Here is a 13,155-nt window from a genome sequence, read left to right on the forward strand (position 1 = left end):
CTGTCGCTCGTAACTTCGCGCTCAATCTCTACCGCTCCAACGCCTTCTCCAATATGGCTCAGGCTGAACGATTCTGTAAATTCGGCCTAGATACACTCAAGACCGTTTTTAGAATGAAATAGCCCTGGGGAATGATGTCCTCTAGCTCCGACATTTCTGCGCCAAGGTAGCTGCGTCCCGAGCGATCGCCTGTTCCTATGGTTGGCAAATTAAAAAGGCTTGCAATTTTTGCCAAAGCCATCGCATTGTTTTTGAGCAAACCAGGGTCAATTGAACGACATGCACTCATCAATCCGTGCATGTAATCGATGGGTAAAAAGACAGAATTATGAGGCGTCAGGCGTTCGATCGCTGTTTTAGTTTCACTCATTGGCTTGAACAAGCTAAAGAATGCTATACAAGCTACAAATTTTGGGGCTGAGCTGTCTTGCCCATTTTTGCGAATTTTGTGCTGAAATTGCGCCAGGTTATAAACTGCTTAAAATGTATGCAAGAAGACAGCGACGAAACTTTTTTGTGGTGCATCCGTGTTTCTATGATTCAGCCCTAGGGAGGAATGCCGAATAATCGCGTTGCGCACCGACTGTATCAAGATGATTTTTGAGGACAAAAGACTACTCGTAGACTGTCAGGCATTCGTGACGACGCCAACCTGAGCGCACATGTCCGCCAAGGGGCAGTGCCCGCACTTAGGTCGATTGCCCGTGCAGATGTGCTTGCCGAAGGGCACCAGCAGCCGATTGATCTCAACCCAGTAGGGCTGCGGCAGCTTGGCTTCCAGGGCGGTCATGGTTTTCTCGGGAGACTTAGTGGCCACATAGCCCCAGCGATTCGTCACCCGGTGCACATGCACATCGACGCTGATGCAGGGGTAGCCCAGCGCCACCCCCAGCGCCAGATGGGCGCACTTCGGCCCCACCCCTTTGAACTGCATCAGCACATCGGAGTCGGCGGGCAGGTCGTCGCCAAACTCATCTAGAATTTGCTGAGAAATCTGGTGGATCTGGGGTGCCTTGTTCTCGGCAAAGGTAGTCCCCTGAATCAGGATCAGAATCTCGTCTATGTCTAGCCCCACCATTTGCTCAGGTGTACGCGCTTGGGCAAACAGCCGCTGCGACACCGGCACGCTCACCTCATCGTAGGTGCGAATCGAGATGATGCAGGCGATCAACTGCTCGTAGAGCGAGTCAAAGCCCTCCTCCGCCAGCTGAAACATGGCGGCTTTGGGAAATGGGGCTACGGCCTTGCGCAGCAGCGCGATCGCCCGATCGATCTCAAAGTCCTGAGCCGCCATAGCGCTAGCTCATCACCAGCGGAGCCATCAGCTCAGGGTCTTGGAACAGCGGCGTGCTCAGGTAGCGCTCGCCAAAGCTGGGCTGGATGATCACGATCAGCTTGCCGTCGTTTTCGGGGCGACAGCCCACCTCGATCGCGGCCTTGACCGCAGCCCCGGTGGAAATGCCCGAGAGCAGGCCCTCCTCGCGGGCCAGGCGGCGACCGTAGGCGATCGCATCCTCGTCGGCCACCTGCACCACCTCGTCGATCAGCGCTGTGTTCAGCACCTCAGGGATAAACCCTGCCCCAATGCCCTGAATCTTGTGGGAGCCGGGCCGACCGCCCGAGAGTACGGGGCTGTTGACGGGTTCGACCGCGATCGCCTTAAACTCTGGCTTGCGCTGCTTCAGCACATCAGCCACGCCCGTAATGGTGCCGCCCGTGCCCACGCCCGCCACCAGCATATCCACCTGGCCATCGGTGTCGGCCCAGATCTCCTCGGCGGTGGTGCGGCGGTGAATGTCGGGGTTGGCCGGGTTGCGAAACTGTTGCAGCATGTAGGCATCGGGCAGGCTGTCGAGAATATCCTGCGCCCGCTGAATGCAGCCCGACATGCCCGCCACGCCGGGGGTCAGCTCTAGCTCGGCCCCGTAGGCCCGCAGCATGGCCCGCCGCTCCGAACTCATGGTCTCGGGCATGGTGAGAATCAGGCGGTAGCCCTTGGCCGCCGCCGCCATCGCCAGCGCGATGCCAGTGTTGCCCGAGGTGGGCTCGACCAGGGTGGTTTTGCCGGGGGTAATCAGCCCTTCCGCTTCGGCGGCTTCAATCATGTTGATGCCGATGCGGTCTTTGACGGAGGCCGAAGGGTTCATGCCCTCCAGCTTGACTACCAGCCGGGCCAGGCAGCCCGCCTCCTGGGGAATGCGGTTGAGCTGCACCAGGGGGGTGCGGCCAATCAGTTGGGTCACGTTTTCGGCAATTCGCATGGGCCTGAATGTAGTAATGGGCCTAGATGTAATACATAATGTCAACTTGCTGCTGGGCGTTGCGCTTTTCGACCAGGTCTTGCAGGGTGTACTTTTGCAGCACCCCTTCGGCGGCCTGGCGCACCTCTCCCCACATGCCCTGAATCACCCGCGCCTCTGGGGTATCCAACCCCTGCGTTGGGTCGGCCTGAGGCTCAAACCCCTCGATGCAGCTCACCACATCATAGAGGGTAATCTTCCACGGATCACGGGCCAGCAGATAGCCGCCCCGCGCCCCCCGCTGACTTTTCACCAGGCCGCCCCGACGCAGAGTGGCCAGCAGCTGCTCTAGGTAGCGATCGGGAATGTTTTGCTGGCTGGCAATCTGCCGAATTTGCAGCGGCTCACCGCTGGGATAGTGGGGGCTAAGCTCAAGCAGAGCCAGCAGGGCGTATTCACTTTTAGACGACAAATCCACAGGGCAGGCGAGGTAAAGAGCGATACGTTTAGTATACTCCGGTTCTCCACTGGGGTTTGCAGGATTGCGCGATCGCAAAAAAGACCAGCTCTTTTTGTATTGGGATTCACTAAACGTCACAGGGCTTCGGGGTACTGTGCAGAGATACAGACGGTGTTCTGGGATACATAGGTATAGCGGCGATCGCGCTGACTCCAGGCGAGCCAGTCTTTGGCTATCGCCCCAGCGTCTCCCTCCCAGTCACGGTTGCAGCACCACAGGCAAACTTCTGGCAGGCCCTGATCCCAATGAGCCCACTGAACCTGGTTGTCGATCAGCTTGTTGACCCTAAGGCGGCACCTCAATCCGCCTTGGCGACCGCTCCGATCGCCCTGGAAGATCTGGCCGACTTTCTCGAAATTCTGCAATTTCTCATTCGCGAGCCCTCGGTGGTGGGCAGCGAAGATTCGTTCTTTCGGGTGCTGCGCCGCGAGCTGGAGGAAGTGGGCGCTGAGGTAACCCACTACCACGGCGTGCTGGTGGCCCAGGGCAGCCGCCCCCACGAGCTGATGCTCTCGGCCCACATCGATCGCCACGGGCTGCTATGCACTGGCCCCAACGAGTTTCAGTACGCCGCCTTTATTGCCGGCAACCAGAGCGAGCTGACCGGCGACTCAGTGTCTGAGCAAATGCTGCACACCATTGAGAACCGCTTTCAGGGGCAGCGGGTGCAGGCTCACCTGCCCTACACCGGCACCTACATTGGCCAGGGAGTGATTACGAATTCCTACATCTGCCCCGAGCGTAAGAACCTGATCTTTGAGGTGGAGGGGCTGGAATACTTGCAACCGGGCACGCCCGTGTCATTCCTCGATCGCCTCCAGTTCAACGACGGCTATATCTCGGCCCAGCTCGACAACGTGATCAGCGCCGCCATCATTATCTTTCTGTTTCGCTGCGGGTTTGAGGGCACCGCCCTGTTCACCGCCCAGGAAGAGTCGGGCCGCAGCTGGCGCTACGCCCTGTCGTGGTTTCAGCGCCAGCGCCTGGGCACCGATCGCCTGATCGCCCTCGACACCAGCCCTTACCATAGCCGCGAGGCCGCCGACGAGCAGCTGGTCACCCTGCGCCGCAAAGACGCCAGCGCCGACTTTGCCCCCGGCATTACTCAAGAACTGGCCGATCGCTGCACCCAACTCGGCATTCCCTACAGCTACAAAGACGACTACATCGCCGCCCAAAACCTCACCCGGCCCAAGCCCTACTCCCTGGGCCGCACCGAAATGGGTCGCCTGACGGCGGCAACCGACGGGGCGGTGACGGGTACCACCCTGCAAATTCCCACCACCGAGTACCACACCGCCACCGAAACCGCCTCGCTGGCCTCAGTCGCCGCCGTAATTCGGCTGTTGCAGACCTATCTTGACTAACCTGGCCCCAAATGAGATATTTTCCCCAAGATTCAATGTCTGATGCGGTGTCTCGCGGGGGCCAAGGCAATGGATACAGAGCTATGGGGCAGATTGTCGCAGCCGCGAGGGCCAAAAGCAGGCGTGAAGCGGCGATCGCACCCGATTCATTCATCTAGAGCATTACAGCAAATTTTCTGCGGGATGGTGACGGTCTCCCTGGGCAGCGTGACTCTGGCCTCTACAACCGTGGCCCAGGCCAACGAGGCCCTGGTCTTTACTGTTGAAAACAACACCAGTACTTCCCTACTTGAGTTTTATGCCACCCCCGCAACCACCGAGGATTGGGGAGAGGATTTGCTAGGCGACTTTGCCCTGCCCCCCGCGTCTGCCCAGCAAATTACCCTCGACAACCCACCCGATGAATGCCTCTACGATGTCATCGGCATTTTTGGCGAAGGCGAAGACGACTACGTAGAAGAGTACGACGTTGATTTGTGTGATCTACAGGGGGGCACCTACGCCTTCTTTGATGAAGAAGATCACGTCTTTCGGGTAGAAAACCAGACTCAAACCCCAATTAGCGCCTTTTACTTTACTCCGGCTACTGAGGAAAGCTGGGGTGGCAATTTGTTTGAGCGTAGTGGCTACGTGCTGCAACCGGGAGATTTTGTCGATGTGCCGGTGGACGCTAGCGAATGCGCGTACGACTTTCGGGCTGTTTTTGCCGATGGCAGCGTAGACGAAGAGAGCACCAACGTGTGCGATGGTACCCCAGGCGTAACTTTTGTGGAGGATTAGCAATGGATGCAAGAGGTGGGGCTAAAGCCGCAGGCCTCATGGTGGCAACGGTTGCGATCGCCATAGTTAGCAATCTAATGGATATACAGGCTGCAGAGGCTAAACCCAAGGCCTGTCGCGTTCCCCAAGGGTCTGTGAGCTGTAGGCCCTCGACACCGATCGCCTCATCGCCCCGCCCGCGGCCCTCCTCCAATCGGTCAGCGAACTAACCCTGCCCCTACTTGGTCGCTGAGGGTTCGTAGGCTTCGGGGGGAATGCGATCGCCCCATTCATAAGAAAGGCGATAGTACATAATGGCATCGTCGTAGCGGTTGAGCCCCGCCGATCGCAATGCGTTGTAGCAGTCTTGGGAGCCCTGGAATAGCTCATAGAGCTGGACACCCGGCTGGTAGAAAATTTCGGCCTGCACCTGGGCCACAATTTGGCGGTAGCAAGCGGCCTTACCCAGCTCGGGCCAATCGGTGGCGCTGACTTTTTTGTTAGCCAGCATCTCTGCGAAGGCGTCTTCGTAGAGAGTGGCTTCGTCAAACGCCACCAGGGCATAGTCTAATAGGCGCTCAGCGGCGTCAATATCGAGGTTATTAAAGTCAATTTGGGCCAGGTTGAGCAGCCCCTTGTTGAGGTGAACGCTGGCCCGCTGCTGCATATCGGCCAGGGTAGTGGCCATCTGGTCGCGGTGGGTGAGCTGGGGTTGGGGGGTGTTGAGCAGGTTGATGGCGCGATCGCGCACATCGTCGTGGCTGGGCAGTTTAACTAACGCCGCTTCGAGAAAAAACTCGGCCCGCCGAGCCGCCAAGTCGTCAATTTTAGAATTCCAGCCCTTGGTTTCAATTTCTTTGAGCACCAGCGTGCGCGCCAGGCCATCCATGGCGGCGGCGGCATCAAGGGCCAGCCCCTGGCGGTAGTAGGTTTCGGCCTGGTCAAGCTCGCCCAGCTTTTGCGACACTTCTCCTAGAGCCAGCACCAGGCCTTGGTCGTTGGGGTCAAAGTCTGTTGCCCGCAAATATTTTTTGCGCGCCGACACCAGACTGCCCTGGTTGAGCAGGCGATCGCCCTGGCGCTGGTAGATATCACCCACCTTGGCCAAGTTGCTGTTGAGCACAAAGGTACCCCCCAACAGCAGCGCCGAGAACCCAAAGGTGGCCTCAGCGTAGAACACGGGCGGAATTTTGAGACTGTGCAGAATGTTCTCGGTAACTTTGCGGCCCTTGTCGGTCAGGGCACCACCCGCCACCAGCGCCACCCCAGCCCCCTGGGTAATGGTGCTGATGGTGCCCATCAGGTCAAACCCCTGGGTTGAAAAGGCACGGGCGGTGTTCGTGGCAAAGCTGGCCGAAAACACCAGGCAGGTGACGGTGAGCAAATGCCACACCCAGTCAAACTGGTCGAGCTTTTGCACTTTAAGGGCTGGCGGCGGCGGCTCTAGCGACCACCACCAGGCCGAGCTTGGCGGGCTCAAGCTGTCGCGGCAGTGGGCCAGGGAAGTGGCAGCGTTAATGGCGCTGGCCTGCTGTTTAAGCCGCTTATCTAAAGCCAGCAGGCGCATGGAGCTGGCTTCGTCCAACTCGCCGCTCTGCTTCTCCCGCTCCACCCCGTCGCGCGCTAGCAAAAGCGCAATCACGTCTGGTTCACAGGCGCTGCCGCTGCCAGATTCAACCTTAGCTAACGCCGATTCGTAGCGATCTATAGCGTGCTGTGACGGCGTTAGATCTACCGATGCAAGCTTGTCCATAGGTAGTTGCTCAACCCTAGCTAAGCAGCATACTCGATACGGTTTTGCATGTTAACTACAGCCTTGAATTTAGCCATGTTTTGTATTATTGGGCTGGGGCAACTTCAGCTTGGGAAGTGACGACGCGATCACAAGGTTATCCCCCCCAATGCACCATCACAGCTATGGCATGTTGCTAATCTGCAATATCAAAACATCGAGTGGATACGCTATATCACCAGCCTGCACACTAATGTCTAAGCCCAATCTTGCCGTAGGTTGTTGGCGTTAGCCAAACCCAACGAAACCATGACTGGTGTTGGGTTTCGCTTCGCTCAACACCAACCTACAGAACAAACTTTTGTCAGTCACTCGGGTCTAGCCCAGACATTGCCATCGCCCAATCGCTAGTTGCTCAAACCCTCTGTATCAATGCCGAGGGAAAGCTGGTAGATCGCTTTCTTGGGTTGCCCAGTGGCTTTGGCGAGCTGGCGGCTGGCATCGGCGCGAGACACGCCCTGGCGCAGAAGTTGTTCTAGCTCTGCCCGCAGGGCGTCGGGCGACAGTGCGGGCGCTGCTTGCGGTGCGCCCTGAATGACAACGGTAAACTCGCCCTTGGGGGCTTCGCGGTGGTAGTGCGCTAGCGCATCGCTCAGGGTGCCGCGCCAAAATTCTTCGAAGCGCTTGGTCAGCTCGCGGCCCAGGGTAACGGGGCGATCGTCCCCCAAAGTCGCCACCAAATCCTCCAGGGTTTTGAGCAGCTTGTGGGGCGCTTCGTAGAGCACAAGGGTGCGCTCTTCGCGGGCGATTGCCTCTAGCCGTGCGGTGCGCTCTTTGCCCTTGAGCGGTAGAAATCCCTCGAAAACAAAGCGATCGCTGGGCAACCCCGCCACGCACAGCGCCGTAATCGCCGCCGTTGGCCCCGGAATGGGCACCACCGGAATCTCGGCCTCAATGCAGGCGACAATCAGCTCATAGCCTGGATCTGAGATGCCCGGCATACCCGCATCCGATACCAGCGCTACAGAATGCTGCCGGGCTTGCAGATGGTGCAGCACCTCGCCGATGCGGCTGTGGCGGTTGTGCTCGTGGTAGCTAATCTGCGGTGTGGCGATTTGAAAATGCTGGAGCAGCTTGCCCGTGTGGCGGGTGTCTTCGGCGGCGATCAAATCCACCGACTGCAGCAGTCGCACCGCTCGAAACGTCATGTCTTCGAGGTTGCCCAGGGGCGTACCCACCACGTAGAGATGGCCGGGTTTAGGGTCAGCATCGGGGGCAGAGGGCATGGGCGGCTGAGCGCGATCGGCGCAAGATAGACTTTCTCCCAGGCTAGCGTACTGTCTGTCGGCTCCAGCGGTTTACCCGCAGCGGCGATAGCTTGAGAAAGTGGCCCTACAGGCGATGGTCAACGCCCCGCCCTGGGCGATACTAAACAACAGTGCTTGAGTCAGCGCCGAGGAGAATTGTGATGAAACAGCCTGCAATTTGGGGATTAGTCCTGGGGACAGCGGCGCTGACCGCTGGTGTACCCGCCGCCTTGGCCCAGGCTCCCGATGCTCTGGTTGCGGCTGAGGCTGCCCCAGCGGCTCCTGCCCTGCCAGAGTTAGAAACCACCCGCTACGAAGACTTATTCTCTATCGCGTTTCCGGTGGGGTGGCAGGTGAGTGCCCAGCCCGACGCGCCCCAGGTGGTGGCCGATAGCGCCGGGCCAACCGACAGCCTGCCCGCCATTCGCACCGAGATCACCTGGCAAGAGGCACCACCCCAGGCTGTGGTCGGCGAGTCGCTTGAAGCTATTCGGGCCAAGGGCTACACCGTTGGCCGCTACGATGCCGTCACCATTGATGGCGTGACTGCCGTGCGCCTGTGGCTCAGCGAAATTCCAGACGGGTTGCCCAACGCCTTTGTCACCTACGTGGGCTACCCCACCGCCACCGCTACTATTACCAGCTACTACGGCGACACCACCAGTGATATTGACCCAGTTTTGAATGCGATTCATCGATCGTTTGCGCGATCGCAAGCCGCCAGCGCCGCTCCCCAAGACAACTAAAAAAGCAGGGATGGTTCAGGATGCAGGGTATAGGGTTTAGGGCGCGACCTCGCTCACCCCTCGAACCCTAGACCGCAACCCTAGACCCTCCGGTCACAATGCTTAACGCCGCAGAGGGCACGCTAACCCTTACCCTAATTTAGGGTTGCGCCCTGTAGCGAGGTAGCCTGTGCGGCTAGTCAGACTGTGCTATGCAAATTGATTTTCACCACGGGGTCACCTACGTGTGTGCTCGCCTGGCGGGGTTTGAGCATGCGGAAGCCTGTGTGGTGGCTCACAGTGCCCAGTATGTTGACGACTCAACCCAGGCGGGGCTAATTCGCTTTGACAATGGCGCGATGTTCGATCGCATCAGCTCGGCCCACAAAATGCTGGACTATCGCAACTTCAAAGAGTTGGCCAACTGCAAGGTGTGGATCCCCTTTCACTTTTTGCCGGGTAACGGTGGCTTACCGGCTGGGCAAGACCCGCCCGGCACGTTTATCGAAAAACTGATCTGTCGGCCCAATAGTCCGGTCGCCCAGGGTATGGTGCGCGAATGCATTGAGCAGCGCTACCGCAGCTATGGGCTGCACCGTCTGGGCATTACCCTGCATGTGTTTGCCGATACCTGGGCGCACCAGGGCTTTGCGGGCGTCAGCCACGAAATCAACAGCGCCCGCGATTTAGTAGATGGCAACAACAAGCCCGACCAGAGTTTGATGAACCGACTGAAGGGCTTTTTTATTGGCGGAGCGCTGCCCCTGGGCCACGGCACGGTGCTGAGCAACCCCGACAAGCCCTACTTACGCTGGGGCTACACCAATGGCCGGGGCGACAAAATTAGCCGCGACAACCCCAAAGACTATCTAGAAGCCGCCGATGAAATGTGCAAAGCCATGCAGCGGTATTTAGCGGGCGATGCCGATGCCCCCGCTTCCGGTTTGCCCGAGGCCGACAGAGCGAGAATTGCGGCACTGTTTGAAACCACCCATGGCGAAGGCGACAGCCGCCATCAGCAGTGGCTCGCCCACATTGCCCAGGGCAGCTTTAGCTTTGGCCCCGCCGAGGTTAGCTACATTGCCCACGGCTACGGCTCTTGGAAGCATCGTGCGCTAGGGGTGGCGGGGGAAAGCGATGGTCAAAGACCGGCCCTGGGCCAACGCAAGGAGACACGCATTGCCTACTCGCCGGAATTCTTGAGTAGCCACTGGAAGCTCTTTCACGACGCGCTGCAGGCCCATCATTTCTACATTATCCATGACTTGCTGCCGCAGTACGGGATCTGTGTCGCGTAACTCCCAATTGCATGCCAAAGTTTTCCTGCAAAAAGGAGCCTAAGATAGGGGGGCAGGCTATGCTAAGCCTTGGTTCACGCTGCTTATTCGTAACAAGTTCCCGTGGTTTCCCCTGTCATTCCCCGTCCCGCTCTAGATGTTTCGCCACCGCCGCCTTCGCGCGCTACAGCGGCCCTCCTGCGGCCAAAATGGCGGCGGGCGCTGCCGCGTGTCAAGCACCCGCAGATGTGGGGCCTGGGCCTGGGTAGCTTGGCCCTGGGCCTGGTCAACGGGGCCCTGGTGATTTCGGCTGGCATTGCGTTGGTGGCGTATCAGCAGATTTTGCAGCTCTCGCCGCGCCAGCGCAAGGGGCTAGTGCAGCGGCTTCAGCAAGGGTTGCCGCTGCCGACTTCGCCCCAGCAGCAGGCGCTGATGGTGGCGGGGGTGGCGGGGGTGAGCACCTACACCTTTACTGCCCTGTGGCACAGCACTCACTCGCTGCTGATGGCGCTGCTGCTGACCGGGCAGGGGGCACTGGCGCTGTTTGCGGTGGGGGCGCTGCTGCGATCGCCCCGTTCGGCAGAGCGCAGCAACGACCTGTGGGATGCCGCCCCCGTCGCCCAGGTAGAGCACAATCTAAGTCTGCTCAGCCATCCCGACCCGCTAAAGCGATTGGTGGCGGTGCGGCGGCTGGTGCGTCTGGTCGAGCAGGGTGCAGTCGATAGTAGCTACTCGGCGGGGGTATCGGTGCGATCGCACCTGATCGACTGTTTTCAGCTGCGGCTGAGCCAGGAAAGCGATGCGATCGTGCGATCGGCGCTCGAAGACGGGCAAACGCTGCTCCGCCAGGCCAAACCGCTGCCGCCCAGCACCGCCGCGCCATTCTCAGCGGAATTGTCTTCAACTACCTTCAGCGCCAACTCGGCCCTCGACATTGCTGAAGTGAATTCCTCAGTCTCGGAGACTCAACCTGTGGCCGAATTGGGGGCTTCAGGTCTTCCAGAGTCCTTTAGTCTAGAGGATTCTGAACCTGCGGTAGCGCTAGATTCTCCGCCAATCGATCCAGTGGCATCTACAGCGACCGATACGCCACCTGCCGCTGTCAAAGGGCGACGGGGCACGGTCGAATACGTCGAGTACTTAGACATTTAATTACCCTAAAAAATCTGAGCTATGGATCGCTTCACCGTTGAGGTCATTTCCCAGACCCCAAACCCTCAACAGACCATGTACGCCGCCATGCACCAGGACTACGCCGAAGGCTTTGTGGCGCACGATCGCGCCCAATGGCCCAGCGAAGAGCGCTGCGGCGAAATCCTCGTCACCAGCCTGCTCAAGGGCGGGCGCGGTCACTACGGCCCGCTGGAGCATCCTCAAATTGTGTTTAACGTGGGCTGGTTTCCCCACAGCACCATGCAGCAGATTCGCACCCATCGCGTGGGCGTCAGTTTTGATGTGCAATGTCTGGCGGGTGAGACTGAGGTGACCTTTGTTCACGCCTCGGGTGGGTTAAGGAAAATTGCGATCGCTGAACTATACGATTTATGGACCAACGGAGAGAAGGCTAGCCGAGAGCGCAACATTCGGGGACGTAAGGGTGAATCCCCCGGCACCTACCGCCGCGACTGTAAAACTCGCCTCAAGAAAATGCGTTTGCGGGTTCTCAACGAAGAAACAGGCTTTTTTGGATTTGGCCATATTCAAGATGTTATGTGTAGTGGCTTGCAGCCGGTTTATCGCCTCACGCTGGCCGATGGCAAGACCCTCGACTGCACAACGAATCATCGCCTCTACACCTCCCAGGGATGGCAGCGCATGGGGGATGCTCTAGGACTAATTACCGATGTCGATCATCAGGTGCTAGCGGTTACTAAATCTTGTGAGGTGATGACTAACGGCGTTGTACGACCCGATGCGCTCTATAGTCAAGAATCTTGGCTAAAAGCTCAGATCAGCCAGGGTTTAACGGCACAGCAAATTGCTGAGCGATGCGGGTGTTCTGTCGAGGTTATTCGTCACTGGGCTAAGCGATTTCAGCTCAAGTTGCCCTCAGGCCGACGGCGTGGACTTAAGACTGTGGCAGGCAATGGCCTTTACCGCGACAGAGCTTGGCTTCAAGCTCAGCTCGCCCAAGGGCTTCACGCTGATGACATAGCTGCCCTAGCGGGATGTTCTATTGAGTCGGTTAAAAAGTGGGTATACGCCCACGGGCTAGAACTCAACAAACGCTCGCCTGGCCCTGATACTCACTGGAATAAGGGGGTTAAGGGCTACCAGTTGGCGCTGTCCCAGGAAAGCCTCGAACAGCGTCGCATCAACGCCAAGACCTTCACAAAACGGGGGGCTGACTCCAATTTTTGGAGGGGCGGCACCTCCAGCGAACGAGAGTTGATTGGTGCCTGGACTCGGCAAATTGCGCCTCAGGTTCATGCCAAATTCAACTACATTTGTCAGCGCTGTGGTGAGTCTGGCGGTAACCTCCACGCCCACCATTTGGTGCCCGTTTTTGCTGACGAGTCTTTGGCCTATGAGTTCAATAATCTGGTCTCTGTCTGCCAGCCCTGCCACGAGCACCTACACCACAACCATTTAGAGGCTGAGTTTGCGACAAACTTCCAACCTATTCTAGAGCCAAAGTTTTGGGCGGCTAAGCCAATGCCGCCGGGGCGAAAGCTGAAAGCTCACCCAGTCCAAGTTGTTTCGGTTGCATACCTAGGTATGCAGACCACCTACGATCTGGAAGTCGAAGGACCTTGGCATAATTTTGTCGCCAATGGCGTAGTGGTCCATAACTCTTTCCGCTACACAGGTCAGCGCATTTTGGATGTGGTAGAAGGCAAGCGCGATGTAGAAGAAGTCTTTTACCTCAGGCCCCTGGGCTACTACACCGATCGCCAGGGCAAGAAGTACGAGTACACCGCCGAGGCCCGCCAGCAGGATGTTGACTGGTGCCTGGAAGCCAGCCGCCGCTACAAGCTTCGCATTGAGCAGGGCTTTGCCGAAGAGCACGCCCGGGGGCTGATTCCCTTTGATATTCGGCAGCACTGGGTGATGTCGGCCAATGTGCGATCGGTGATGCACCTGCTCGACCTGCGCTGGAAGGCCGATGCCCAGCTCGAAGCCCAGAAAATGTGCGAAGCCATCTGGCCCCACTTTGCGGCCTGGGTACCGGCGATCGCCGCCTGGTACGAAGAAAATCGCCTGAAAAAGGCTCGGTTGGCACCGTGA

Annotated in this window: 12 protein-coding genes; 6 read left to right on the top strand and 6 right to left on the bottom strand. The window is 58.5% G+C overall.

Annotation, left to right across the window (positions count from 1 at the left end; genetic code table 11):
• Window positions 1-58 precede the first annotated feature (58 nt).
• From ACQ4N7_RS14920 to ACQ4N7_RS14935, 4 genes are all read right to left on the bottom strand, one after another.
• Window positions 59-370, bottom strand: a complete 312-nt coding sequence (locus ACQ4N7_RS14920) for a hypothetical protein (protein ID WP_430712298.1) — start codon at window positions 368-370, stop codon at window positions 59-61.
• A gap of 258 nt (window positions 371-628) precedes the next feature.
• Window positions 629-1,294 carry an endonuclease III domain-containing protein gene (locus ACQ4N7_RS14925; RefSeq protein ID WP_430712299.1) on the bottom strand — a complete coding sequence of 222 codons (666 nt, stop codon included), beginning with the start codon at window positions 1,292-1,294 and terminating at the stop codon, window positions 629-631.
• Between the two features lie 4 nt (window positions 1,295-1,298).
• Entirely contained in the window at window positions 1,299-2,261 is a 963-nt protein-coding gene (gene cysK, locus ACQ4N7_RS14930) for a cysteine synthase A (protein ID WP_430712300.1), read from the bottom strand.
• A 22-nt stretch (window positions 2,262-2,283) separates the two neighbouring features.
• On the bottom strand, window positions 2,284-2,718 hold the full coding sequence (locus tag ACQ4N7_RS14935; RefSeq protein ID WP_430712301.1) for an RrF2 family transcriptional regulator: 435 nt from the start codon (window positions 2,716-2,718) through the stop codon (window positions 2,284-2,286).
• A gap of 287 nt (window positions 2,719-3,005) precedes the next feature.
• Here ACQ4N7_RS14935 and ACQ4N7_RS14940 point away from each other — a divergent pair, with 287 nt between their 5' ends.
• Both ACQ4N7_RS14940 and ACQ4N7_RS14945 read left to right on the top strand, forming a co-directional pair.
• Window positions 3,006-4,127: a peptidase M42 gene (locus ACQ4N7_RS14940; RefSeq protein WP_430712302.1), complete on the top strand. Its 1,122-nt coding sequence runs from the start codon at window positions 3,006-3,008 to the stop codon at window positions 4,125-4,127.
• A 69-nt stretch (window positions 4,128-4,196) separates the two neighbouring features.
• Window positions 4,197-4,907, top strand: coding sequence for a hypothetical protein (locus tag ACQ4N7_RS14945; protein WP_430712303.1), 711 nt, complete (start codon window positions 4,197-4,199; stop codon window positions 4,905-4,907).
• A 217-nt stretch (window positions 4,908-5,124) separates the two neighbouring features.
• On the opposite strand, the gene ACQ4N7_RS14950 is transcribed toward ACQ4N7_RS14945, so the two are convergent.
• Window positions 5,125-6,639, bottom strand: a complete 1,515-nt coding sequence (locus ACQ4N7_RS14950; protein ID WP_430712304.1) for a hypothetical protein — start codon at window positions 6,637-6,639, stop codon at window positions 5,125-5,127.
• 386 nt (window positions 6,640-7,025) lie between these two features.
• A complete protein-coding gene (gene rsmI, locus ACQ4N7_RS14955) occupies window positions 7,026-7,904 on the bottom strand; it encodes a 16S rRNA (cytidine(1402)-2'-O)-methyltransferase (RefSeq protein ID WP_430712305.1) in 879 nt (292 codons plus the stop codon).
• 182 nt (window positions 7,905-8,086) lie between these two features.
• Here rsmI and ACQ4N7_RS14960 point away from each other — a divergent pair, with 182 nt between their 5' ends.
• The 4 genes from ACQ4N7_RS14960 to thyX all read left to right on the top strand — a co-directional run bounded on the left by ACQ4N7_RS14960 (window position 8,087) and on the right by thyX (window position 13,155).
• Entirely contained in the window at window positions 8,087-8,671 is a 585-nt protein-coding gene (locus ACQ4N7_RS14960; protein ID WP_430712306.1) for a hypothetical protein, read from the top strand.
• Window positions 8,672-8,862: 191 nt separating this feature from the next.
• Entirely contained in the window at window positions 8,863-9,948 is a 1,086-nt protein-coding gene (locus ACQ4N7_RS14965) for a DUF6765 family protein (protein WP_430712307.1), read from the top strand.
• Window positions 9,949-10,050: 102 nt separating this feature from the next.
• Window positions 10,051-11,079 (top strand): hypothetical protein, encoded by a 1,029-nt coding sequence (locus tag ACQ4N7_RS14970; RefSeq protein ID WP_430712308.1) that lies wholly within the window; start codon window positions 10,051-10,053, stop codon window positions 11,077-11,079.
• 21 nt (window positions 11,080-11,100) lie between these two features.
• Window positions 11,101-13,155, top strand: a complete 2,055-nt coding sequence (gene thyX / locus ACQ4N7_RS14975) for an FAD-dependent thymidylate synthase (RefSeq protein ID WP_430712309.1) — start codon at window positions 11,101-11,103, stop codon at window positions 13,153-13,155.

This window comes from Nodosilinea sp. AN01ver1 (genome assembly GCF_050565655.1).
Classification (GTDB): Bacteria; Cyanobacteriota; Cyanobacteriia; order Phormidesmidales; family Phormidesmidaceae; genus Nodosilinea.

What these genes read in the sequence shown, in the direction of transcription:
- ACQ4N7_RS14920 (WP_430712298.1), bottom strand. Translation starts at nt 370, where the DNA reads ATGAGTGAAACTAAAACAGCGATCGAACGCCTGACGCCTCATAATTCT.
- ACQ4N7_RS14925 (WP_430712299.1), bottom strand. Translation starts at nt 1,294, where the DNA reads ATGGCGGCTCAGGACTTTGAGATCGATCGGGCGATCGCGCTGCTGCGC.
- cysK (WP_430712300.1), bottom strand. Translation starts at nt 2,261, where the DNA reads ATGCGAATTGCCGAAAACGTGACCCAACTGATTGGCCGCACCCCCCTG.
- ACQ4N7_RS14940 (WP_430712302.1), top strand. Translation starts at nt 3,006, where the DNA reads ATGAGCCCACTGAACCTGGTTGTCGATCAGCTTGTTGACCCTAAGGCG.
- ACQ4N7_RS14945 (WP_430712303.1), top strand. Translation starts at nt 4,197, where the DNA reads ATGGATACAGAGCTATGGGGCAGATTGTCGCAGCCGCGAGGGCCAAAA.
- ACQ4N7_RS14950 (WP_430712304.1), bottom strand. Translation starts at nt 6,639, where the DNA reads ATGGACAAGCTTGCATCGGTAGATCTAACGCCGTCACAGCACGCTATA.
- rsmI (WP_430712305.1), bottom strand. Translation starts at nt 7,904, where the DNA reads ATGCCCTCTGCCCCCGATGCTGACCCTAAACCCGGCCATCTCTACGTG.
- ACQ4N7_RS14960 (WP_430712306.1), top strand. Translation starts at nt 8,087, where the DNA reads ATGAAACAGCCTGCAATTTGGGGATTAGTCCTGGGGACAGCGGCGCTG.
- ACQ4N7_RS14965 (WP_430712307.1), top strand. Translation starts at nt 8,863, where the DNA reads ATGCAAATTGATTTTCACCACGGGGTCACCTACGTGTGTGCTCGCCTG.
- thyX (WP_430712309.1), top strand. Translation starts at nt 11,101, where the DNA reads ATGGATCGCTTCACCGTTGAGGTCATTTCCCAGACCCCAAACCCTCAA.